At 66.4% G+C, this 21,052-nt stretch carries 17 protein-coding genes and 5 pseudogenes; 7 read left to right on the top strand and 15 right to left on the bottom strand.

What is annotated here, in order from left to right:
* The first annotated feature begins 9 nt into the window (after positions 1-9).
* From OR16_RS12785 to OR16_RS12770, 4 genes and pseudogenes are all read left to right on the top strand, one after another.
* The gene (locus OR16_RS12785) at positions 10-1,260 is read left to right on the top strand and encodes an O-antigen ligase family protein (RefSeq protein WP_006158381.1); all 1,251 of its coding nucleotides are present in this window, start codon (positions 10-12) and stop codon (positions 1,258-1,260) included.
* Entirely contained in the window at positions 1,257-3,026 is a 1,770-nt protein-coding gene (msbA, locus tag OR16_RS12780) for a lipid A export permease/ATP-binding protein MsbA (protein ID WP_006158380.1), read from the top strand. Before OR16_RS12785 ends, msbA begins: the two co-directional genes overlap by 4 nt.
* Before the next feature lie 84 nt (positions 3,027-3,110).
* A pseudogene (locus OR16_RS12775) lies at positions 3,111-3,585 on the top strand (peroxidase-related enzyme).
* A gap of 77 nt (positions 3,586-3,662) precedes the next feature.
* A complete protein-coding gene (locus OR16_RS12770; RefSeq protein ID WP_006158378.1) occupies positions 3,663-4,886 on the top strand; it encodes a cation:proton antiporter in 1,224 nt (407 codons plus the stop codon).
* A 31-nt stretch (positions 4,887-4,917) separates the two neighbouring features.
* Here the strand turns inward: OR16_RS12770 and OR16_RS12765 are convergent, their stop codons facing one another.
* Positions 4,918-5,427, bottom strand: coding sequence for a hypothetical protein (locus OR16_RS12765; protein ID WP_006158377.1), 510 nt, complete (start codon positions 5,425-5,427; stop codon positions 4,918-4,920).
* A gap of 115 nt (positions 5,428-5,542) precedes the next feature.
* Positions 5,543-6,463, bottom strand: coding sequence for a sterol desaturase family protein (locus OR16_RS12760; RefSeq protein ID WP_006158376.1), 921 nt, complete (start codon positions 6,461-6,463; stop codon positions 5,543-5,545).
* Between the two features lie 88 nt (positions 6,464-6,551).
* Between OR16_RS12760 and OR16_RS39660 the strand changes: the two genes are divergently transcribed.
* Positions 6,552-7,214: a TetR/AcrR family transcriptional regulator gene (locus tag OR16_RS39660; protein ID WP_006158375.1), complete on the top strand. Its 663-nt coding sequence runs from the start codon at positions 6,552-6,554 to the stop codon at positions 7,212-7,214.
* Positions 7,215-7,227: 13 nt separating this feature from the next.
* Here the strand turns inward: OR16_RS39660 and rng are convergent, their stop codons facing one another.
* The 8 genes and pseudogenes from rng to OR16_RS12715 all read right to left on the bottom strand — a co-directional run bounded on the left by rng (position 7,228) and on the right by OR16_RS12715 (position 14,609).
* Entirely contained in the window at positions 7,228-8,694 is a 1,467-nt protein-coding gene (rng, locus tag OR16_RS12750) for a ribonuclease G (protein WP_006158374.1), read from the bottom strand.
* A 132-nt stretch (positions 8,695-8,826) separates the two neighbouring features.
* Positions 8,827-9,432 (bottom strand): Maf family protein, encoded by a 606-nt coding sequence (locus OR16_RS12745; protein ID WP_006158373.1) that lies wholly within the window; start codon positions 9,430-9,432, stop codon positions 8,827-8,829.
* Positions 9,433-9,563: 131 nt separating this feature from the next.
* A pseudogene (gene rlmH, locus OR16_RS12740) lies at positions 9,564-10,035 on the bottom strand (23S rRNA (pseudouridine(1915)-N(3))-methyltransferase RlmH).
* Positions 10,036-10,058: 23 nt separating this feature from the next.
* A complete protein-coding gene (rsfS, locus tag OR16_RS12735; protein WP_006158371.1) occupies positions 10,059-10,817 on the bottom strand; it encodes a ribosome silencing factor in 759 nt (252 codons plus the stop codon).
* Positions 10,818-10,832: 15 nt separating this feature from the next.
* On the bottom strand, positions 10,833-11,603 hold the full coding sequence (locus OR16_RS12730; protein ID WP_006158370.1) for a nicotinate-nucleotide adenylyltransferase: 771 nt from the start codon (positions 11,601-11,603) through the stop codon (positions 10,833-10,835).
* A gap of 10 nt (positions 11,604-11,613) precedes the next feature.
* Positions 11,614-12,316: pseudogene (gene hemF / locus OR16_RS12725) on the bottom strand (oxygen-dependent coproporphyrinogen-III oxidase).
* A gap of 193 nt (positions 12,317-12,509) precedes the next feature.
* Complete coding sequence (gene purD / locus OR16_RS12720) at positions 12,510-13,778, bottom strand: phosphoribosylamine--glycine ligase (RefSeq protein ID WP_006158369.1); 1,269 nt, start codon at positions 13,776-13,778, stop codon at positions 12,510-12,512.
* Between the two features lie 105 nt (positions 13,779-13,883).
* Entirely contained in the window at positions 13,884-14,609 is a 726-nt protein-coding gene (locus OR16_RS12715) for a YebC/PmpR family DNA-binding transcriptional regulator (RefSeq protein ID WP_006158368.1), read from the bottom strand.
* A gap of 194 nt (positions 14,610-14,803) precedes the next feature.
* Between OR16_RS12715 and OR16_RS12710 the strand changes: the two are divergent.
* Positions 14,804-16,355: pseudogene (locus OR16_RS12710) on the top strand (helicase HerA-like C-terminal domain-containing protein).
* Positions 16,356-16,491: 136 nt separating this feature from the next.
* Here the strand turns inward: OR16_RS12710 and OR16_RS41210 are convergent.
* The 5 genes from OR16_RS41210 to OR16_RS44030 all read right to left on the bottom strand — a co-directional run bounded on the left by OR16_RS41210 (position 16,492) and on the right by OR16_RS44030 (position 19,870).
* The gene (locus OR16_RS41210) at positions 16,492-16,638 is read right to left on the bottom strand and encodes a DUF3149 domain-containing protein (RefSeq protein WP_006158366.1); all 147 of its coding nucleotides are present in this window, start codon (positions 16,636-16,638) and stop codon (positions 16,492-16,494) included.
* A 129-nt stretch (positions 16,639-16,767) separates the two neighbouring features.
* The gene (gene upp / locus OR16_RS12705; protein ID WP_006158365.1) at positions 16,768-17,418 is read right to left on the bottom strand and encodes a uracil phosphoribosyltransferase; all 651 of its coding nucleotides are present in this window, start codon (positions 17,416-17,418) and stop codon (positions 16,768-16,770) included.
* Between the two features lie 114 nt (positions 17,419-17,532).
* Entirely contained in the window at positions 17,533-18,492 is a 960-nt protein-coding gene (locus OR16_RS12700) for a Bug family tripartite tricarboxylate transporter substrate binding protein (protein WP_100227881.1), read from the bottom strand.
* A gap of 221 nt (positions 18,493-18,713) precedes the next feature.
* Entirely contained in the window at positions 18,714-19,631 is a 918-nt protein-coding gene (locus tag OR16_RS12695; protein ID WP_050982955.1) for an acyltransferase family protein, read from the bottom strand.
* Positions 19,616-19,870: a hypothetical protein gene (locus OR16_RS44030; protein WP_050982954.1), complete on the bottom strand. Its 255-nt coding sequence runs from the start codon at positions 19,868-19,870 to the stop codon at positions 19,616-19,618. The genes OR16_RS12695 and OR16_RS44030 overlap by 16 nt, the downstream gene beginning before the upstream one ends.
* A 286-nt stretch (positions 19,871-20,156) precedes the next feature.
* Between OR16_RS44030 and OR16_RS12690 the strand changes: the two are divergent.
* Positions 20,157-21,052: pseudogene (locus OR16_RS12690) on the top strand (DMT family transporter); the annotation flags it as partial.

Below are 21,052 nucleotides of genomic sequence, written 5' to 3'. Positions count from 1 at the left end.
AACTTGCTTATGGTGATTCGTGCGACCAAACAGGCATGGCTGGCCAACGGGCTGGTCTTTGCTTTCCCCATACTGCTGCTAAGCGTGCCACGCGGCGCGGGCGTTTTCATCGCCGCGGTGGTGCTGGCCGTGCTGCTGGGCTGGCGGGGCATGGGCAAAGCCATGGCGCGCTACCGCAGCCTGCTGGTTCCCCTGGGGCTAGCCATTCTAGCGGTACTCGTGGTGTGCCTGGCGTCCAAGGTGATCTTCGGCTTGCGCTGGAGCGCGGTCGATAACCCGACGCGCGTGCTGCTCGCCTTCCTGACCTGCCTGGCGGTGCTGCGCTTTCGCCCGGACAGCCGCATGCTCTGGTATGGCATCCCGGTGGCATTGGTGTCCTGCTTGCTGATCGTGGTGTATCAGTTGCTGGTGCTGCACATCCCACGGCCCGCGGCCTGGACTCAGCCGATTGCCTTCGCGAGCATGGTTGCCGCGTTTGGCCTGATCGGTTTCGCCCGGCCCGGCCGGCTTCGGCGCGACCACGCGCTGGCCTGGGGGAGCCTGCTGGTGGCAAGTGCGGTGCTGATCCTCAATGGTTCGCGTGGCGCTTGGCTGGCATTGGCTGTGACCACAGTACCGATGCTGGCCGTGCGCTATCGCCAGATCAGGCTGCCGGCATTTCTCGGCATGGTGGCGTTGATGGTGGCGCTTGCCGCTGCGCTCTATGCGTTGCCGGGAAGCCCTGTCGCCACGCGTGTGGATGCGGTCGGACAGGAGATCGCGGGGTTTGAGGCTGGCAACGCCGACTCCTCCACCGGAGCGCGCTTGTTCATGTGGCAACTGGCGGCGAAGGCGTTCGAAGCGCATCCCTGGACGGGGATAGGATTGAGCCGCTTCGGTGATCTCACAGAGGCGCTGCCTGCCTGCCAGGCAGATCACAGCCACCAGTATTGCCTGGAGCATGCCCACAACGACGTGATGGAGGCGCTTTCCACCATGGGCTTGCCTGGCCTGTTGGCAGTCATGTCCATTTTCCTGGTGCCGGCCTGGCTGTTCTTTGGACTCTTGCGCCATAGCCGCCGCCAAGGCGATGAGCGGGGCGAATGCCTCGCGGCCTCCGGCCTGGCCGTCGTCATGGCCAGCCTGATCAGCGGCCTGACCCAGGTGACGATGGCGCACCAGGCCAATATCGTTTTTTATGCCGGCATTATCGGGCTGTTGCTCGGGCTGGCCGCAGTACAAGCAAAGTATCCCCGCGCCGACGGGGTGGAGAAAACGTGAAAGTCCAAGAACAAAACGCGCCCCCGGCACTGGAAGCCGACACCCTGAAGCGAGTCTGGTCCTACCTGCGCCCGGAAATGCGCGTCTTCATCGTCGCCATCATCGCGATGGCGGCTGTGGCGGGCGCCGAAGGGATCATGCCGAAGGTCGTCAATGACCTGCTCGACAACGGTTTCGGCGGCGCCTATGCGGGCAAGCTCTGGCACGTGCCGGCCTTGCTGATCGGCGTGGCACTGGTACGCGGGGTGGCGCAGTTCGCTTCCGGCTACCTGCTCGCCTTGATCTCCAACCGGGTGCTGCTGAAGATGCGCATGCAGATGTTCGAGCGCATGCTGCATGCGCCCGCGCTGTTCTACCATCGCAATACCGCGGCGTCGTTGATCAACGCGGTGATCTTCGAAGTCAACCAGGTCATGCAGATCCTGACCGGTGTGCTGATCACCCTGGTGCGCGATTCGCTCACCGTGCTGGCGCTGCTGGTCTACCTGTTCTATACCAACTGGAGCCTGACGCTGGTGGTGGCGGTGATCCTGCCGGTGATCGGCTTCGTCATGGCCAAGGTCAATCGCCGCCTGCGCCGCCTCAATCGCGATCATCAGGCGCTGACCAATACGGCGGCCTACGTGGTCGAGGAAGCCGCCGGTGGCTACAAGGTGGTCAAGCTGCATGGCGGCGAGGCGTATGAGACGTCGCGCTTCGCGGCCATGGCCGAGCGCCTGCGGGGCTATTCCATGCGCATGGCAGTGGCCGGCGGGCTGAACCAGCCCGTCACGGCATTCCTGGCGGCGCTGGCGTTGTCGGTGATCCTCACCATCGCGATGATCCAGTCGCAGACCAACCACACCACGGTGGGCAGCTTCACCGGCTTCGTGATGGCGATGCTGCTGCTGGTCTCGCCGCTCAAGCACCTGACCGACCTGAACCAGCCGCTGCAGCGCGGCCTGACCGCGGCCGAGATGATCTTTGGCCTGATCGACGAGCCGGTCGAGCCGCAGGACGGCGGACTGCCGCTCGAGCGCGCGCGTGGCGAACTGGTGTTCGAAAAGGTGGGTTTCCGCTACGGCGAGGCCGCCCGCCCGGCATTGGACAACATCAACTTCAACGTCAGCGCCGGTGAAGTCGTGGCGCTGGTGGGGCCGTCGGGCAGCGGCAAGACCACGCTGGTCAATCTGGTGCCGCGCTTCTTCGACCCGACCGAGGGCCGCATCCTGCTGGACGGCAAGCCCATCGATGCGTTCTCGCTGCAGGACCTGCGCCGCCAGATCGCCTTCGTCAGCCAGGACGTGGTGCTATTCAACGACACGGTTGCCGCCAACGTGGCCTATGGCGTCCATCCGGCGACGCAGATCGATATGGCGCGCGTCGAGCGCGCGCTGGCGGCCGCTTACCTGACCGATGTGATCAAGGGCCTGCCGCAAGGGCTTGAGACCAATATCGGTGACAACGGCATGAAACTGTCCGGCGGCCAGCGCCAGCGCATGGCGATCGCGCGCGCGCTCTACAAGGACGCGCCGATCCTGATCCTTGACGAAGCCACCTCGGCGCTCGATTCGGAATCCGAGCGGCAGGTCCAGGCGGCGTTGGAGGCGCTGATGGTCGGCCGGACCACGCTGGTGATCGCGCACCGCCTGTCCACCATCGAGAACGCCGATCGCATCGTGGTGCTCGACCACGGGCGCGTGGCGGAGCATGGCACGCACGCCGAGCTGCTCTCGGCAGAGGGCCTCTACGCCGGGCTGCACAAGATCCAGTTCGCCACCCAGTAAGCCGCGATTCCTGCCGCCCGCGGCAGCCGGCGCGGGCGCTTCATGAGCAGTGCAACGAGGGGCACACCCCCGAAGGAGACCACCATGACCGCATCGCCGTCGCCGCTGAGCCGCTACCCGGTTCCCGCCATCGCGGACCTGCCCGAGGACATCCGGGCCCGCATCCGGCCTCTCCAAGGGCGAGCGCGAGATGATCGTGGTGGCTACATCGGGCGTCAATCAATGCCTTTACTGTGTGGTGGCGCATGGCGCCATCCTGCGCATCTACGAGAAAAAGCCGACGCTGGCCGACCAGGTTGCCGTCAACTACCGCAAGGCCGACATCACGCCGCGCCAGCGCGCCATGCTCGACTTTGCCATCAAGGTCTGCGAGGCCTCGTCCGAGGTTGGCGACGCGGATTTCGCGGCGCTGGCCAAGCATGGGTTCAGCCATGAGGACGCCTGGGACATCGCCGCCATCACGGCCTTCTTCGGCCTGTCCAACCGCATGGCCAACACCATCAACATGCTGCCGAACGAAGAGTTCTACCTGATGGGTCGCGTGCCGAAGGTCAAGTAACGCGCCAGGATTCGCGCGCGGCGCGCGCCTGCCGCATCCGCCTCCTTGTTCCACTTCACTCTGCCCGGCCCGCCGTCTTGAATCCCATCTCGCTTTTCTTCGCCCAGGCCTGCCTGGTGGTCGGCACGCCGTTCATCCTGTGGCGCGGGCTGCGCATCGGCAGCGTCGTGCCGCTGGTGGCCATGCAGATCGTGGGCGGCATCCTGCTTGGGCCGTCCTTGCTTGGCGCGTTGTGGCCGCAAGGCTGGCAGGTCCTGTTCGGGCCGGCGCAGCTATCCGCGCTCACCGGGCTGCAATGGCTGGCGGTGGTGCTGTTTGCCTTTCTCTCTGGCTTGCATATCGGTGGCGCGCAACACGCGCAACAGCGGGGGATGCGGCGCATCGCGACGGCGGCTGCGCTGGGTAGCGTGCTGGTGCCGTTTGCGCTCGGCACCGCAGCCGGTGCCTGGCTGGCCTACGCTGTGCCCGATGCAGTGGGGCACGCGGCATCCGCCTGGCAATTCGCCTTTGCCGTGGGCGTCTCGATGGCCGTGACGGCGCTGCCGGTGCTGGGGGCGATCCTGCGTGAAATGAAGCTGTCCGACTCCGTGCCCGGCCAGCTGGCGGTCGGCTGCGCTGCCTTTAGCGATGCGGCCATTTGGCTGGCGCTGTCGGCCATCCTCGCCAGCGCGGGTCGCTCCTCAACCTATGACTTCCTGCGGCTCGCTTGTCTGGGCCTCGCCTACGTCGGCGCGATGCTGTGGCTGGTGCGCCCGCTGCTGGCGCGCATGCTGCCGCGGATGGCCGCCGTTGATGCGCGCCTGGCGCTGGTCGCGGTGCTGATCTTCGGCTCGGCGCTGATCTCCGAATCGATCGGCCTGCACTATATCCTCGGTGGCTTCCTCGCGGGCGTCGTGCTGCCACGGGATGCGGTCGGCGAGCTCCGGCGGCAACTCGAGCCAGCCACCGTGGTGGTCTTGATGCCGTTCTTTTTCCTGATGACCGGGCTGCGTACGGACATCGCCATCGGTGGTCACGAAACCCTGCTGGTGTTTGGCCTGTGCACCGTGGTCGCGGTGGCCAGCAAGGTGGCGGGGACCGCATTGCCGGCGCGCCTGGCCGGCTTGCCGCGCCGCGAAGCCTGGATGCTGGGCGCGCTGGCGCAGACCAAGGGCCTGATGGAGGTGGTGGTGCTGGGCATCCTGTTCGAGGCCGGGCTGATCGGCATGACGGCCTTCTCCGGCCTGCTGCTGATGGCGTTGGCCACCACCGTGCTGGCCAAGCCGCTGACGCGCGCGGCGGCGCGCTTGTGCGAGCGCTAGAGCCGCGCCATGCGCCACCGGGACAGTCATGCTACCGGATCTGTGCGCAGGCGCCGCTGCGCGGGTCGAACAGTACCGGCCAGGCCTGCTCATAGATGCCAGGGGTGCAATGCTGCTCGCAATGCGCATGCGCCAGCGTGACGCGCCGCGGGTCTTGCCAGACCATCAGCGTGCAGCCGCTGCCATCGATCGCCCGCAGTTCGATATGCGGGGTCTTGCGCACCTGGCGGAACTCGGTGAGATCGAAATGGCAGGAGCCATGCCGGCCTACCCACAGCTTCCAGCTCAGGCTGCGCACATCGTTGCTGGCCACCCGCATATGCGCATCCTCGCGAAAGCCGTCTTCCTCCGTGCGCTGGCAATCGGCTGCGATATCGATGTCGTGCGGGGGAATGGGCGTAGCGCGTTCGCGCGCCTGGGCGGCTGGGCCGGCCGGCGCTTGCGGTGCGCGCGCAGCCGGCGGGGACGGAGGCGGCAATGTCACGGTGCATGCTGTCAACGCCGCGGCAAATAGCCACAGCGGCAAGCGCGTGTTCTTCATGGCTGCTCCTTGCGCCCGGTGCACGCGCAGCAATCGATGCGAGCACCAATACCCATATTTATAGAGGATGGGGCAAGGAAGGCGAAGGGAAAGCGCGCGGCCGCGCACCGCTGCGCTACTTCGGCGCAGCGCCGCTGCCTTCCGCTGTCAGGGGGCCGGCGAGCGCGCGCTGGCGGCGCAGTGCTTCGGTGGTATGGCCCTGTCCGTCGGGGCGCCAGCCCGGCGGCAGGAAGAGGTAGCAGAGCATCGCACTCAGGCTGCGCGCTTGCGCCAGGTCCCGTCCAAGGTCCAGCCACTGCTGGAACTCGACGCGCAGCGGATTGCGCGAGCGCATCGGGGTAACCAGCCCATAGCGGCACGGCACGTCGTCGCGCTCGGCCACGTAGGTGCCGAACCACCTGTCGAAGACAATCAGCACGCCGCCAAAATTGGCATCCAGGTACTCCACGTTGGCGGCATGATGGACCCGGTGCGCGGACGGTGTATTCAGGACATGTTCCAGCCAGCCGAGCCGCGGGATCCAGGTCGCGTGAATCCAGAACTGATAGAGCAGGTTCAGCGACAGCGTGGCCATTACCACCTCGGGCGGAAAGCCCAGCCAGACCAGGGGCGTGAAGAACAATGCGGTGCCGGTGAGCTTGCCGGTCCAGCCAAGGCGGTAAGCCGTCGACAAGGTGAGCTGGTTGGGCGAATGATGGACGGCGTGCGTGGCCCAGAAGAAGCGCACACGGTGCGCCGCGCGGTGGTACCAGTAGTAGCAGAACTCCTGGCCGATGAACAAGGCCACGCCAAGCAGCCAGCTGTCGAGCATGATGGTTTGCAGGCGATGCTCCCAGGCCAGCGCAAACACGGGCGCCGCCAGCGACAACGGCAGGAAGGCCAGGATCTTGCGCCCGGCAAGGTCCACCAGGGACAGCCAAGCCTCGTGCCAGTCGAACGTGCCGGGTTTGCGCCAGTGCAGCACCAGCGCTTCCACCAGGGACGCGCCGACCACCACCGGCAAGGCATAGAGCTGAAGGATTTCCAGACGGGTCATGACCGCTCCCGGAGCATGAAGGGGTAGGATGCGGACGATTATATGAGCTAATATCAGGTTTGCTTACTCGCGTTCCGGAGTCCCCGCCATGACCTTGCAAACCCTTGAAGACAATGGCCCGAAGCGGCGCCGGCCGACGCAAGCGCGGTCCCTGGAGAAGCTGGAACTCATATTTGAGTCGACCATCCGTCTCCTGGACCAGGAGGGGCTGGAGGGTTTGAGCACCAACCGGATCGCCGAGGTGGCCGGCATCAGCATCGGCACGCTCTACCAGTATTTCTCGAACAAGCAGGAAGTGATGGAGGCGCTGGGCCGCAGGGAGATCGAGAGCGTGATGGGGCGCCTGGGGCTGTTGCTCAGCACGCCCGGCACGCCCGACCCCAACATGCGCGCAAGGCTACTGGTGCGTGCATTGCTCAGTGCATTTGGCGGCCGTCACCGCGTGCGCAAGATCTTGCTGGAGGTGGCACTGGCCTCAGGCACCACACAGGCGCTGGAAGGCTCAGCGGCGCAGGTCGCGCATTGGCTAGGTTCAGGCCACGTCGTCGACTTCGAGAACCGCGCGCTGGTCATGCGGCCGGTGGCCGCCTTCGTCATGACGCAGGCGGTGATGGGCGTGATGCGCAGCGCGCTGGCAACCAATGAAGCCCTGCTGGCCGATCCCGAGCTGGAGGACAACCTGGTGCGCTTGATCCGGGGGTTCCTGAATGAGGGTGCCGCGCGGCATCAGGCGGCCGCGGGGGGCGCCTGATGCCGTTTGTGACTTACATCAGGATGATGTCGTACTGCTCCTGGTGGAACGTCGATTCCACCTGCAGCGAGATCGGCTTGCCGATGAAGTCGCCAAGCATGGCCAGATGCTGGCTCTCCTCTTCCAGGAACAAATCGATCACGTGCTGCGAGCCGAGGATGCGGAACTCGCGCGGGTTGAACTGGCGCGACTCGCGCATGATCTCGCGCAGGATGTCGTAACAGACCGTGCGTGGCGTCTTGACCTGGCCCTTGCCCGTGCACACGGGGCACTGTTCGCACAGCACGTGCGCGAGAGACTCGCGCGTGCGCTTGCGGGTCATCTCCACCAGCCCGAGCTGCGAGAAGCTGTTGACGGTGATGCGGGTGCGGTCGCGCGACAGCGCACGCTTGAGCTCCGAGAGCACCTGGTCGCGGTGCTCGGTGTTCTCCATATCGATGAAGTCGATGATGATGATGCCGCCCAGGTTGCGCAGCCGCAGCTGGCGCGCGATGGTGTGCGCCGCCTCCAGGTTGGTCTTGAAGATCGTGTCGTCGAAGTTGCGCGCGCCGACGTAGCCGCCGGTGTTGACGTCGATGGTGGTCATGGCCTCCGTCTGGTCGATCATCAGGTAGCCGCCGGACTTCAGGTCGACCCGGCGCGACAACGCTTTCTCGATCTCGGCGTCGATATTGAAGAGGTCGAAGACGGGGCGCTCGCCGGTGTAATGCGACAGGCGTGGCAGCACCGCGGGGGTGTACTCCTGCGCGAACTCGACCAGCTTCTGGAAGTTCTCGCGCGAATCCACCTGGATCACGTTGGTGGCGTCGTTGACGAAGTCGCGCAGCACGCGCTGGGCCAGGTTGAGGTCCTGGTAGAGCAGGCTTGGCGCGGGCAGCGTGGTGGCGTTCTGGCGGATCGAAGCCCAGATCTTGCGCAGGTAGGCAATGTCATTGCCGAGCTCTTCATTGCTGGACTCCTCGGCGATGGTGCGCACGATGAAGCCGCCGCGCTCATCCGCCGGCACCAGCCCCTGCACGCGGGCACGCAGGGCTTCGCGGTCAACCTCGCCCTCGATGCGCTGGGAGATGCCGATATGCGGGTCCTGCGGCAGGTAGACCAGGGTGCGCCCGGCGATGCTGACCTGGGTGGACAGGCGCGCGCCCTTGGTGCCGATCGGGTCCTTGATGACCTGGACCATCAGGGCCTGGCCTTCATAGAGGGTTTTCTCGATGGCAAGCGGTGCGGTATTGGCGCTCTTGTCCGGGTCGCGCGGGTGCCAGATGTCGGCGACGTGGAGGAAGGCGGCGCGCTCCAGCCCGATATCGATGAAGGCGGACTGCATGCCGGGCAGCACGCGCACGACCTTGCCGAGGTAGATGTTGCCGACGAGTCCGCGTGACAGCGTGCGCTCGACGTGGAGTTCCTGCACGGCGGCCTGCTGCACGATGGCCACGCGTGTTTCCTGCGGTGTGATGTTGACGAGGATGTCTTCAGTCATAGTGGATGAAACTCGTCGCCGGCTGACCGGCCAGATGGTTGTCCGCACTGTGCTTCCATGCGTTCCGTGTACGCTGCCGTGGCCTGGGCAGCAGCAGCTCGGTGCGGTAGCGAATGGGCGGCGGCGGGGTTCTCAGAACCGCAGATGGGCCTGTCTGAGCAGCGAAGCCGTCTCGAACAGGGGCAAACCCATGATACCCGAATAGCTGCCGTCGATTCGCTCGACGAACTCGGCGGCGCGGCCCTGGATGCCGTAGGCACCAGCCTTGCCGGCCGGCTCGCCGCTGGCGACGTAGGCGGCAATCTCGCTGGCGGTCATGGTGCGAAAGCTCACCTCGGAAACCGACAGCGCGTGGCGCTGGCCGAGCGCGGAAACCACGGTTACCGCCGTCAGCACGCGGTGGGCGCGCCCGGACAGCGCCGCCAGCATGCGGGCGGCATCGGCGTCATCGGCAGGCTTGCCGAGGATCTCGCCGCCCAGGCAGACGGTGGTGTCCGAGGTCAGGATGGGGGCGTCAGGCAGCGCGCGCCGCTCGCGCCGGCGCAGCGCGGCTTCAGCCTTGAGCGCGCAAACGCGCTGCACGTAGTCGTCCGGGCTCTCACCCGGCAAGCCCACTTCCAGCGCCTCGGCGTCTTCATCGTCGTCGGCCAGCAGCAGTTCGTAGGCGACGCCAAGCTGGGTTAGCAGCTCGCGCCGGCGCGGGCTCTGGGAGGCGAGATAGAGAAAGGTATGGGTCACGGTGTGGCAGTCGGGAGGGATCCGGGGATAGGGCTGCACAATGCGGCTGGGGCATGGCTGCAGCGCATGCGCCGCTTCGGTCGCATTGTACCCGCGGGTTTGCCCGGTGCGTGACGCGGGCGCGGCTGGTGTCAGGCGCGGTGGTAAGGATGATTCTGGGTGACCGACCAGGCGCGGTAGAGCTGCTCGGCCAACAGCACGCGCACCATGCCGTGCGGCATGGTCAGGCTGGACAGGCGCAGCAGGGTTTGCGCGCGGGCTTTCAGGGCGGGATCGAGGCCGTCGGCGCCGCCGATCAGGAAGGCGACCGTCGCCGCCTTCTCGTTGCCAGTCGCCCAGCTGGGCGGCAAGCTGCACCGTGGTGAGGTCGCGCCCGCGCTCGTCCAGAGCCACGATGCGGCATTGCTTGGGCAGCGCCGCCTCGATACGGGCCGCCTCGCGTTGCATCACGGTCGTGGCGTTATTGCTCGACGAGCGCGTCTCGGGCTTGATCTCGCGCAGCTCGATGCGCAGCTCGGGCGGCATGCGCTTCGCGTACTCCGCGAATCCGGTTTCAATCCAGCCGGGCATCTTGTGGCCAACGGCCACGATCAGCAACTGCATGGCGGGAAGCGGACCGGTCCGGCTCAGGCCGAGCGGGTGGTGCGCTTGCGCGCGGCCGGAGCCTTGGTGGCCGCCGTCTTGGCCGGAGCCTTGGTGGCGGTCTTGGTCGCGGCCGTCTTGGTGGCGGTCTTGCGTGCCACGCCGGTGCCCGCTGCGGTCTTGCGCGGCGCGGCCGTCTTGGCCGGTGCCTTGCGCGCCGGTGCCGAGCCCAGCGCACTGGTCAGGCGTTTCTGCACGGTCGGGGCGCGGTTGGTGGCGATGGCGTCCGGGTCGGTATCTTCATGGCCAAGCGGCGGCGAAGGCTCTTTCATGCCTTCCGGCAGACGGGCCAGCGCCGGGCGCAGGCCGGTGGCGCGGCGCGCGGTGCGCACGACCGGCGCGTCGTCTTCATCTTCGCCGTCGATCGGCTCGCTGGCCTTGGCCAGGCCCTTCTTGGCCGTGGACAGCTTCAGGCGTACCGGCTTGTCACCCCAGAGTTCTTCCAGGTTGTAGTACATGCGCAGCTGCGGCTGCATGATGTGGACGACGGCGTCGCCGCAGTCGACCAGCACCCATTCGCCCGTTTCCAGCCCTTCCACCGCAACGATATGGCCGCCGGCTTCCTTGACGGTATCGCGGACCGAGGCGGCCAGCGCCTTGGTCTGGCGGTTCGAGCTCCCGCTGGCGATCACCACCCGGTCGAACAGCTCGGTCAGGTGGGTGGTGTCGTACACCTTGATGTCCTGCGCTTTGACATCTTCGAGGCCGTCGACGATGGCGCGTTGCAGTTTGCGAATATCCATGGTGCTTTTTTCAGTTCAGCTGAGATCGGTTTGGGGGCGGGCCGGGATGGGCAGATCCGACTGCGTCGGCCGATACAGGCCGCGGCTCGCGATGTAGTGTGCCACGCCGGACGGCAGCTGGTCATCTGCCGGTTGTCCGGCAGCCAGGCGTTGGCGTAGGGCGGTGGAGGAGAGGTCGACGGCTAGCGTCTGGTCGATCCACATGCGGCCGGAGGGCATGGATTGTATCAGGTCGGTGGACGCACGCCGTTGCGCGAGCTCCTGGCGCACCGGGCCGTCCAGTTCGGCGAGGTCGAAACCGGGCCGCGTCGCCACGCAAAGATGGACGTGCGCGAACAATGCTTGCCAGCCATGCCAGGTGTGCAGGCGCAGCAACTGGTCGGCGCCCATGAGCCACGCCAGCGAGGCGTTGGGGCCATAGTGCTCGCGCAGTTCATGCACGGTATCCACGGTGTAGCTGGGGCCGGCGCGATCGACTTCCATGCGGCTGGCATGGACCAGCGCGCGGGTGTCGGACAACGCCTGCGCGGCGAGTTCGGTCATGGCGAGGCGGTCGGCGGCAGGGGTGACGTCGTCGCCTTTTTGCCACGATTGGCCGGTCGGGATCCAGACCAGTTCGTCGAGTTCGAGATGTTCGATGCACAGCCTGGCGAGCGCCACGTGGCCGATATGGGGTGGATCGAAGGTGCCGCCGAGAATGCCGAGGCGGTAGGGGCGTTCTCCGTTGGCCGGGTCTGCTGCGTCTGCCGCGCTGGCGGTGAGCGATCGTGCGATGTCGTGTGCCATGGGGTTGCCGTCAGGCCCACTCGCGCACTGGCAGGAAGTCCGTGTACAGCGCGGCCTCCGCGCTGCCCGGCTCGGGCTGCCAGTCGTAGCGCCAGCTGGCCAGCGGCGGCATCGACATCAGGATCGACTCGCTGCGTCCGCCCGATTGCAGCCCGAAGTGGGTGCCGCGGTCGAACACCAGGTTGAACTCGACATAGCGGCCACGCCGGTAGGCCTGGAACTCTCGCTCGCGCTCGCCGTAGGCGGTGTCCTTGCGCGCCTGCAGGATCGGCAGGTAGGCGTCGAGGAAGGCGTCGCCTACCGATTGCATCATGGCAAAGCTGCGCTCGAAGCCCAGCGCGGAGAAATCATCGAAGAAGATGCCGCCAATGCCGCGCGCTTCGCCGCGGTGCTTGAGGAAGAAATACTCGTCGCACCATTGCTTGAAGCGCGCCGCCGCCGAACCACCAGACCGGCTCGGCGCCGTCCTTGACGGCCATCAGGCAGCGCACGTTCATATGCACGGTCGGCACAAAGGGATTGCGTGGGTGGAACACCAGCGACACGCCCATTGCCTCGAAGCCCCGCCCGGCCAGGAAAACGCCTTGCCGTCGATGGCGGCGACAGCGTCGGTGATACGGTCTTGCAGACCGAGCAGATAGGCACGGACTGCCTGGGAATCGATCATGGTATGCGGGCGGGTGAGCCGGAGCGGTGACGGCCGGGCAGGTCAGTCAAACCTGCCCGGCCGTCATAGCGATGTCATGATTGTACTGGCTGAGGCAACGCTTGGCCGGATTCGACCCATTTAGCCTATCAGCCCGTAAAGGGTGGAGAAGGGCGGAGAAGGGCGGGGAAATCGTAGCGTGCGGCCCATGGCGAGCGCCGCAGGGCCCGTCAGGGGCCGCGCAGTAGATTTATCGTCCTTTATCGCTTGATGGCGCGATGGCCAATATCGGTGCGGTACTGCATGCCATCGAAGTGGATCTTCTCGGCCGCGCCATATGCCGCGCGCTGCGCCGCCTTGACGGTATCAGCCAGCCCCACCACGCACAGCACGCGCCCGCCGGTGGTCAGCAGGGTGCCATCGGTGAGCGTGGTGCCGGCGTGGAAGGTCACGCTGTCGTCAGTCTCGGGCGGGATGCCGGTAATGGCATCGCCCTTGCGCGGCGCATCGGGATAGCCAAAGGCAGCCATCACCACGCCCAGCGCGGTGCGGCGGTCCCAGTCCAGTTCGATCTCGTCGAGCTTGCCGGTGACTGCGTGCTCCATCACGTCGACCAGGTCGGTCTTCAGGCGCGCCAGGATCGGCTGGGTTTCCGGGTCGCCCATGCGGCAGTTGAACTCCAGCGTCTTCAGGTTGCTCTCGCTGTCGATCATCAGGCCGGCGTAGAGGAAGCCGGTGTAGGTGATGCCGTCTTTTTCCATGCCGCGCACGGTCGGCAAGATGATCTCGCGCAGCGCGCGGGCATGCAGCGCGGGCGTGACCACCGGGGCCGGCGAGTAGGCGCCCATGCCACCGGTATTGGGGCCGGCATCGTGATCGAGCAGGCGCTTGTGGTCCTGGCTGGTGGCGAGAGCCAGGACATTCTTGCCGTCCACCAGCACGATGAAGCTGGCCTCTTCGCCCTCGAGGAATTCCTCGATCACCACGCGCGCGCCGGCGTCGCCGAGGCGGTTGTCGGCCAGCATCATGTCGACCGCGGCGTGCGCTTCTTCCAGCGTGGCGGCAACCACCACGCCCTTGCCGGCTGCCAGGCCGTCGGCCTTGATCACGATCGGCGCGCCTTGCGCGTCGATATACGCGTGCGCCGCGGCGGCGTCGTTGAAGGTCTGGTAGGCAGCGGTCGGGATGCCATGGCGCTGCATGAAGGCCTTGGCGAAGTCCTTGGAGGATTCCAGCTGGGCCGCCGCTTGCGTCGGGCCGAAGATGCGCAGGCCCTTGGCACGGAAGACATCGACGATGCCGGCCGCCAGCGGCGCCTCGGGGCCGACTACCGTGAAGCTTACGCCTTCGCGCTCGGCGAAGGCGGCGAGCACTTCCGGATCGGTCAGGGGGACGTTCTGCAGCCGCTTGTCGAGCGCGGTGCCGCCGTTGCCCGGCGCCACGTACACCACCTGCACCTTGGGCGACTGGGCCAATTTCCAGGCCATCGCGTGTTCACGACCACCCGAGCCGACAACCAATACTTTCATGATCTACTGCCAGAAAAAATGACGCATGCGAAATGCGAAAAGCGGCAGCCATGGCTCATCGAACCGCGCTGCCGCCGTGAGGCGAGGTCTTGCCCGATCCCCGCCTTACTCCTCGATCACCGCGTTGGTGAAGACTTCCTGCACGTCGTCCAGGTTTTCCAGGGCGTCGAGCAGCTTTTGCATCTTGACGGCGTCGTCGCCGGTGAAGCTGACTTCGTTCTGCGGCTTCATGGTGACGTCGGCCATCTCGGCCTTGAAGCCCGCAGCTTCCAGCGCGGCCTTGACCGTGCTGAAATCGTTGGGCGGGCACAGCACTTCGATCGAGCCGTCGTCGTTGGTGACGACGTCGTCGGCGCCGGCTTCCAGCGCGGATTCCATCAGCTTGTCTTCGGGCGTGCCGGGGGCAAACAAGAACTGGCCGCAATGCGTGAACATGAACGCCACCGAGCCTTCCGCGCCCATGTTGCCGCCATTCTTGGAGAAGGCATGGCGCACTTCGGCCACGGTACGGGTACGGTTGTCGGTCAGGCAGTCGACGATGATCGCCGCGCCGGCCAGGCCATAGCCCTCGTAGCGGATTTCTTCGTAGTTGACGCCTTCCAGGCCACCCACGCCGCGCTGGATGGCGCGCTGGATGTTGTCCTTGGGCATGTTCGCATCCATTGCCTTGTCCATGGACAGGCGCAGGCGCGGGTTGGAGTCGGGATCAGCGCCGCCGAGCTTCGCGGCGACGGTGATTTCCTTGATCAGGCGGGTCCAGACCTTGCCGCGCTTGGAGTCAGCCGCGGCCTTCTTGTGTTTGATATTGGCCCATTTTGAGTGACCGGCCATGATTCTCTCCGAAGCGGAAAATGTTTGACGCGCGTGCCTTGGCGCTGCGCGCCGGCTGTGCCGGGCGGGCAACGCTTGCCCGCCGGCGGCGCGCCGGGTGGTTTATGTGTCTGTGAGCCGGCTTGGGGGCTGGCTATAATCAGCCGGGGACGGTCGCGGCGAAACCGCCGTGCGGCTTGCCAACCAGAGAAACCATGGCCGAACCCATCATCATCGCCAAGAACGCCGAGCTTGAACTTGCCTTGCTGCCCGAGATGGGCAACCGCCACGGCCTGATCACCGGCGCCACCGGCACTGGCAAGACCGTGACCCTGCAGAGCCTCGCCCAGGGCTTTTCCCGGTTGGGCGTGCCGGTCTTCATGGCCGACGTCAAAGGTGATTTGACCGGCATTTCCCAGCCAGGCAAGCTCTCCGACAAGCTCAAGGCGCGTCTGGCCGAACTCGGCCTGCCCGAGCCGGTGTGGGGCGCCTGCCCCACCACCCTATGGGATGTGTTCGGGCAAAAGGGCCATCCCGTGCGCGCCACGGTCTCGCACATGGGGCCGTTGCTGCTTTCGCGCATGCTGGAGCTCAACGACACCCAGCAGGGCGTGCTCAACCTGGTCTTTCGCATCGCCGACACCAGCGGCCTGCTGCTGCTCGACGCCAAGGACCTGCGCGCCATGCTGCAATACGTGGGCGACAATGCCGGGCAGTTCACCACCGAATACGGCAATATCTCGGCGGCCTCGATCGGCGCGATCCAGCGCGGGCTGATGGCGCTGGAGTCGCAGGGCGCCGATGTGTTCTTCGGCGAGCCCATGCTCAACCTGGATGACTTCATCCAGACCGAGAACGGGCAGGGCGTGGTGAACATCCTGGCTGCCGACAAGCTGCTGAATTCGCCCAAGCTCTACGCCACCTTCCTGCTCTGGCTGCTGTCGGAGCTGTTCGAGAAGTTGCCGGAAGCGGGCGATCTTGACAAGCCCAAGCTGGTGTTCTTCTTCGACGAGGCGCACCTGCTGTTCAACGACGCGCCCAAGGCCCTGCTCGACAAGATCGAGCAGGTGGTGCGGCTGATCCGCTCCAAGGGCGTCGGCGTGTATTTCGTCACGCAGAACCCCGTCGATATTCCCGATACCGTGCTGGGCCAGCTCGGCAACCGCGTGCAGCACGCGCTGCGCGCTTTCACGCCACGCGACCAGAAGGCGGTCAAGGTGGCGGCCACCACCATGCGGGCCAAGCCAGGGCTGGACCTGGAGAAGGCCATCGGGGAGCTTGGCGTGGGCGAGGCGCTGGTGTCGCTGCTGGACGCCAAGGGCATCCCCGGCATCACCGAGCGCGCCTGGGTGCTGGCGCCCGGCAGCCGGATCGGCCCGATCACCGACGACGAGCGCAAGCAGTTGCTGGCCAGCTCGCTGGTGGCCGGCACCTATGAGCAGACCATCGATCGCGAGTCGGCTTACGAGAAGCTCAAGGGCCGTGCCACCGCGCCTGCGTCTTCTCCCACCGCCCCCGGCAGCGGCGCACCCGCGCCCTTGCCCACGGCAGGCCAGCCGGAGGCGCCCCGCGCAGGGCGGCGGCTGGCTGGACCAGGCGGGCGAGATCTTCGGCGGGCTGACCAAGGGCACCGGCAAGACCGGGCGCGGCGACTCCATCCTGGAGTCGATGGCCAAATCGGCCGCGCGCACGGTGGGCTCGCAGGTTGGGCGCGAGCTGATTCGTGGCGTGCTGGGCAGCTTGCTGGGTTCGGGCAAGAAGAAGTAGGGTGGGGCGTTGCGCGCCATGGCGCTAGCGGCCCCTGGCGCAGCGCGCCGCCGGCGAGGTCCAGCGCGATCTGCAACGCCGGGCGCATAGCGAGCCACGTGTAACGCCAGCGGGCGGGCCTTGCGTATTAGCTGTATTAGCGGCGTTGCGCCGCTGCCTCGTCTTCCCGCATCTTGCGCAGGAACAGCCGGGTGAAGAACCAGCCCATGCCGATGATGAAGGCAATGACGGCCAGGCTCATCAGCCCGGTGGGGGTCGAAAACAGAATCTTCAAGGCTGCCATGTGGGTCTCCCAGGTCAGGCGAGGCACACCGGACGGCGTGCCGTTGCCGATAGTCTAGGGAGCGCCGCGGCCGGCGGGATTGAGGCCGGTCAAGCCGGGCGCAGACAGTGCCCGGCCTGGCAGGAAAACTCAGTTCTTGGTGCCGAACAGCCGGTCGCCCGCGTCGCCCAGGCCGGGGATGATGTAGGCGTGCTCGTCCAGGTGGCTGTCCAGCGAAGCCACGAACAGCTTCACGCCCGGATGTGCCTTCTGGAACACCTCCACGCCTTCCGGCGCTGCCACCAGCGCCACAAACGTAATCGCTTCGTCCTTGACACCGCGGCGCTTGAGCACATCCACCGCATGCGCGGCGGAGTAGCCGGTGGCGACCATCGGGTCGCACAGGATAAAGCTGCGGTCTTCCACGTCGGGCAGGCGCACCAGGTATTCCACCGGGCGGTGCTGGTCGTCGCGGTAGACGCCGATATGGCCGATGCGAGCCGAGGGAATCAGCTCGACCAGGCCATCGCTCATGCCCACGCCGGCGCGCAGCACCGGCACGATGGTGAGTTTCTTGCCGGCGATCACCGGCGCGTCCAGCTCCACCAGCGGCGTTTCGATGCGGCGCGTGGTCAGTGGCAGGTCGCGTGTGATTTCATAGCCCATCAGCAGCGTGATCTCCCGCAGCAATTCGCGGAACGTGCGCGTGGAAGTGTCCTTGTCGCGCATATGGGAGAGCTTGTGCTGGATCAGCGGGTGATCGAGGATGTACAGCTTGGGGAAACGTGGATCTTGCTTCATGGCGGGTAGTCGGCTGGAGTGGGCGCGAGGGCCCGTTGCAGCCGGATTGTAATGGATGCGGTGCCGCGCGCCTCCGGCGATCCGCCCGCCGCCAGCGCGCAGCACCGCATGCGCTCAATCCATCGAGATACTGGCGCTCTTGGCAACCTTGCCGAATTTCTCGTACTCGGACAGCGTCAGCGACTGCAGGTCCCCAGCGCTCGAGCCCTTGGGGTTGAAGCCCGCCTGCACCAGTTTGTCCTTCACGTCCGCGTTGCCCAGCGCCTCGACGAAGGCGGCATTGAGCGCCTGCACCACCGGCGCGGGCAGCCCGGCCGGGCCGTACACGCCGAACCACGGCTCGATGGCGTAGCCCGCCAGGCCGGCCTCGGCCAGCGTTGGCACGTTCGGCAGCGCTGGCGAGCGGCTCTTGCCGGCCACGGCCAGCGCGCGCAGCTTGCCGCCCTGGATGTGCGGCAGCGAGGCGGGCAGGTTGTCGAACATCACCTGCACGTGGCCGCCGAGCATGTCGTTGATGGCCGGGCTGCTGCCTTTGTATGGCACATGGGTCAGGCCCGTTTGTGTCATCTGCGAGAACATCGCGCCCGCCAGGTGCATGGACGTGCCGGTACCGGCGGTGGCGTAGGTCAGGCCGGGATGCGCCTTGGCGTAGCTGACCAGTTCGGCCACATTCTTCACTGGCACGCTGTTGCTGACTTCCAGCACGATGGTCGAGGTGCCCAGCAGGCTCACCGCGGTGAAATCCTTGCGCGGGTCAAACGGCACGTGCTTGTAGATATGCGGGTTCAACGCATTGGTCGAGATGGCGCCGAAGCCAATGGTGTAACCGTCGGGCGCGGCCTTGGCGACCGCCTCCATGCCAATATTGCCGCCCGCGCCGGGGCGGTTCTCCACCACCACGGGCTGGCCGAGTTTTTCCGCCACCTTCTGGCCGACCGTGCGCGCCACCAGGTCGGTGGTGCCGCCCGCTGCGTAAGGCACGATGAAGCGGATCGGCTTGACGGGATAGTCGGCCGCGCTGGCAACGGAAGGCAGCCAGCCGCTGGCGAGCACGGCAACCGCGGCGGCGGCCATCATGAGCGGGCGGGCGCCATGCCGGCCGGCGGTTTGCATGTCGACTGAAGCGGGAATGCGCGAGGCAAGATCTGCGAGGGGTACTGCCGTCATGGATGCTCCTGGTTTTTCTTATGCGGCGCGCATGGGCGGCGCCGAACCGGCGAGCTTACGGCAGTTTGAGAACGGTTGCCAGGGCTGCGCTCAAGGCAGACTGGCGGGCCCACGCAAAAGCGTGGCGGCTAGATATTCTGCCCGCGCTCGGCCGCCGGCAGCGCCGGGCGCCCGAGCAGGTCGCGCACGCGCCGGGTATTGCGCTCGAACAACCAGTAGACGGCAAAGGCATAGGCATAGCAGCCCAGCAGGATCAGCGCGGCCAGGCCCAGGCTGCCGACGCCGACAGGCAGGCGGACCTTGACCAGTGCCGCGGCGATGAGCAGGGTCAGCGGGAAATGCGTCAGGTAGAGCGAGTACGAGAACCCGGACGCCACCGTGGCCAGGCGCGACAAGCCGGCGTGGCCGATGCGGATACGGGTCGACAGCACGGCCAGCAACAGCACGAAGAAGCCCAATGCGACGGCGGCATCGGCGTACGGCTTGTGCTTGGTGAGCGCAATGGCGGCCAGGAACACCAGCAGTGCTGGCAGCACCAGCCACTTGCGCCGCGCGATCGTTGCCATCCGCGCGAGCCGTGTTTCCAGGGCTTGCGCCAGCACGCCCAGCAGCCAGAACAAAAACCCCTCGACCAGGCCGTGGAACAGGCCCATGGTGACCAGCGCCGCCAATACGCACAGCAACGCCAGCGGCGTGCGGCGCAGGTGCCAGGCGCCGTATAGCGCAGGGAACCAGAGGTAGTACCAGAATTCGTTGGCCAGGCTCCACAGCGGCCCGTTGGAGCCATAGGTCTGGCAGGCAAGGGTTTGCAGGAAGGCTGCGTTGCAAACCAATCCCGCAACACCGAGGTTCTGCGAGACGTCGATCTGCTGGACCGCGTTGCCCTCGGTGCCCTGATAGAACGGCCCCCACGCCAGGTGGACCCCGGCACTGTCCCAGAACAGGCCGAGCAGCAGCGCGGGCAGCAGTACGATCCATAGCCGCGTCATGCGGTCGGCCAGGTAACCGCGCCAGGACCAGTCGCCACGCGTCATCTTGCGGCGCACGGTGCCGCCGCCACCAGGTAGCCCGAGAGCAGGAAGAACACGATCACGCATTCGTGGCCGATGCTGCAAAGCGCATAGAACAACTGCAGCGCCACGCCGGCCGCGCCGCCATGCGGGCCGCTCGCGCCATAGTCGACGATGACCAGCGCCCGGATATGGCCAAGGCAAACCAGGCCAGCGGCCAGCGCCCGGATCAGGTCCAGTACATCGTATTGCTTGCTTCGGTCCGTGCCATCCACGACCAGTCTCCCGGGGCCGGCTCGCCAGGGCTGCGCACGGCAAAAGGCGGCACGCAGCGCGGGACTCTCCTGGGCAGAGCTTAGCCGGGCGGCTACGGCGTGAAGGTGCGCCGTCCCACATAGCGAAAGCCACGGCACGCAAAGCCGCAAGGCAGCGGTGGGTGCGTTGCATGATGGGCCTGAAAGGGAAGGCCGAGGCACGTCGCCCAACACCTGTGCGCGGCACAATGGGCATCGGATGCAGTTGCCTCTTTTCGAATACAATGGCTCGCGTCCCTGGCGCACCATGCCTGCCGCCGAGCCGGCATCGCAGCGCGCCGGCCTGGCCGTGGCCGCCATCGGCGCCATTCTCTTTTCCGGCAAGGCAATCGTCGCCAAGCTGATGTACCGCTACCAGGTCGATGCGGTCATGGTCATCAGCCTGCGCATGCTGTTTGCCGTGCCGCTGTTCATGGCGATTGGCTGGTGGCAGTCGCGGCGCCTGCCTGCGCTGTGCTGGGCCGATCGCGGCCGCATCGTGTTTCTTGGCATCATTGGCTACTACCTCTCCAGCTTTCTCGACTTCCTCGGCCTGCAATACATCACGGCCGGGCTCGAGCGGCTGATCCTGTTCCTGACGCCATCCTTCGTGCTGCTGGCCAGCGCCGTGCTGTTCAAGCGGCGTATCAGCCTGCGGCAGTGGCTGTCCCTGGCGCTGGCCTATATAGGCATCGTGCTGGTTTTCGCGCATGATCTTGACGTGAGCGGAGGCCAGGTGTGGCTCGGTGCCGCGCTGGTGCTCGCCAGCGCACTGACCTACGGCATCTACCTGATCGCATCCGGTGAATTGGTGCAGCGCATCGGTTCGCTGCGGCTGGTGGCCTATGCGATGTGCGTTTCCACCGCGTGCTGCGTGGTGCAATATCTGGTATTGCGCCGCCCGCTGGCGCGCTGTTGCAGCCGGCGCCGGTGATGTGGCTTTCGCTGGTCAATGCGGTGTTTTGCACAGTGCTGCCGGTGTCGCTGACGATGGTGGCGGTAGCGCGCATCGGCGCGCCGATGGCGTCGCAGGCGGGTATGCTCGGACCGGTCTCCACCCTGTTCCTGGGCTTCTGGCTGCTGGGCGAGCCGATCACCGGCGTGCAGCTCGCCGGCAGCGCGCTGGTGATGGGCGGGATATATTTGCTGGTCGGCGCGCAAGGT

It is taken from the genome of Cupriavidus basilensis OR16, from assembly GCF_000243095.1.
Lineage (GTDB): Bacteria > Pseudomonadota > Gammaproteobacteria > Burkholderiales > Burkholderiaceae > Cupriavidus > Cupriavidus basilensis_D.
This window is presented reverse-complemented; position numbering and strand designations above follow the sequence as displayed.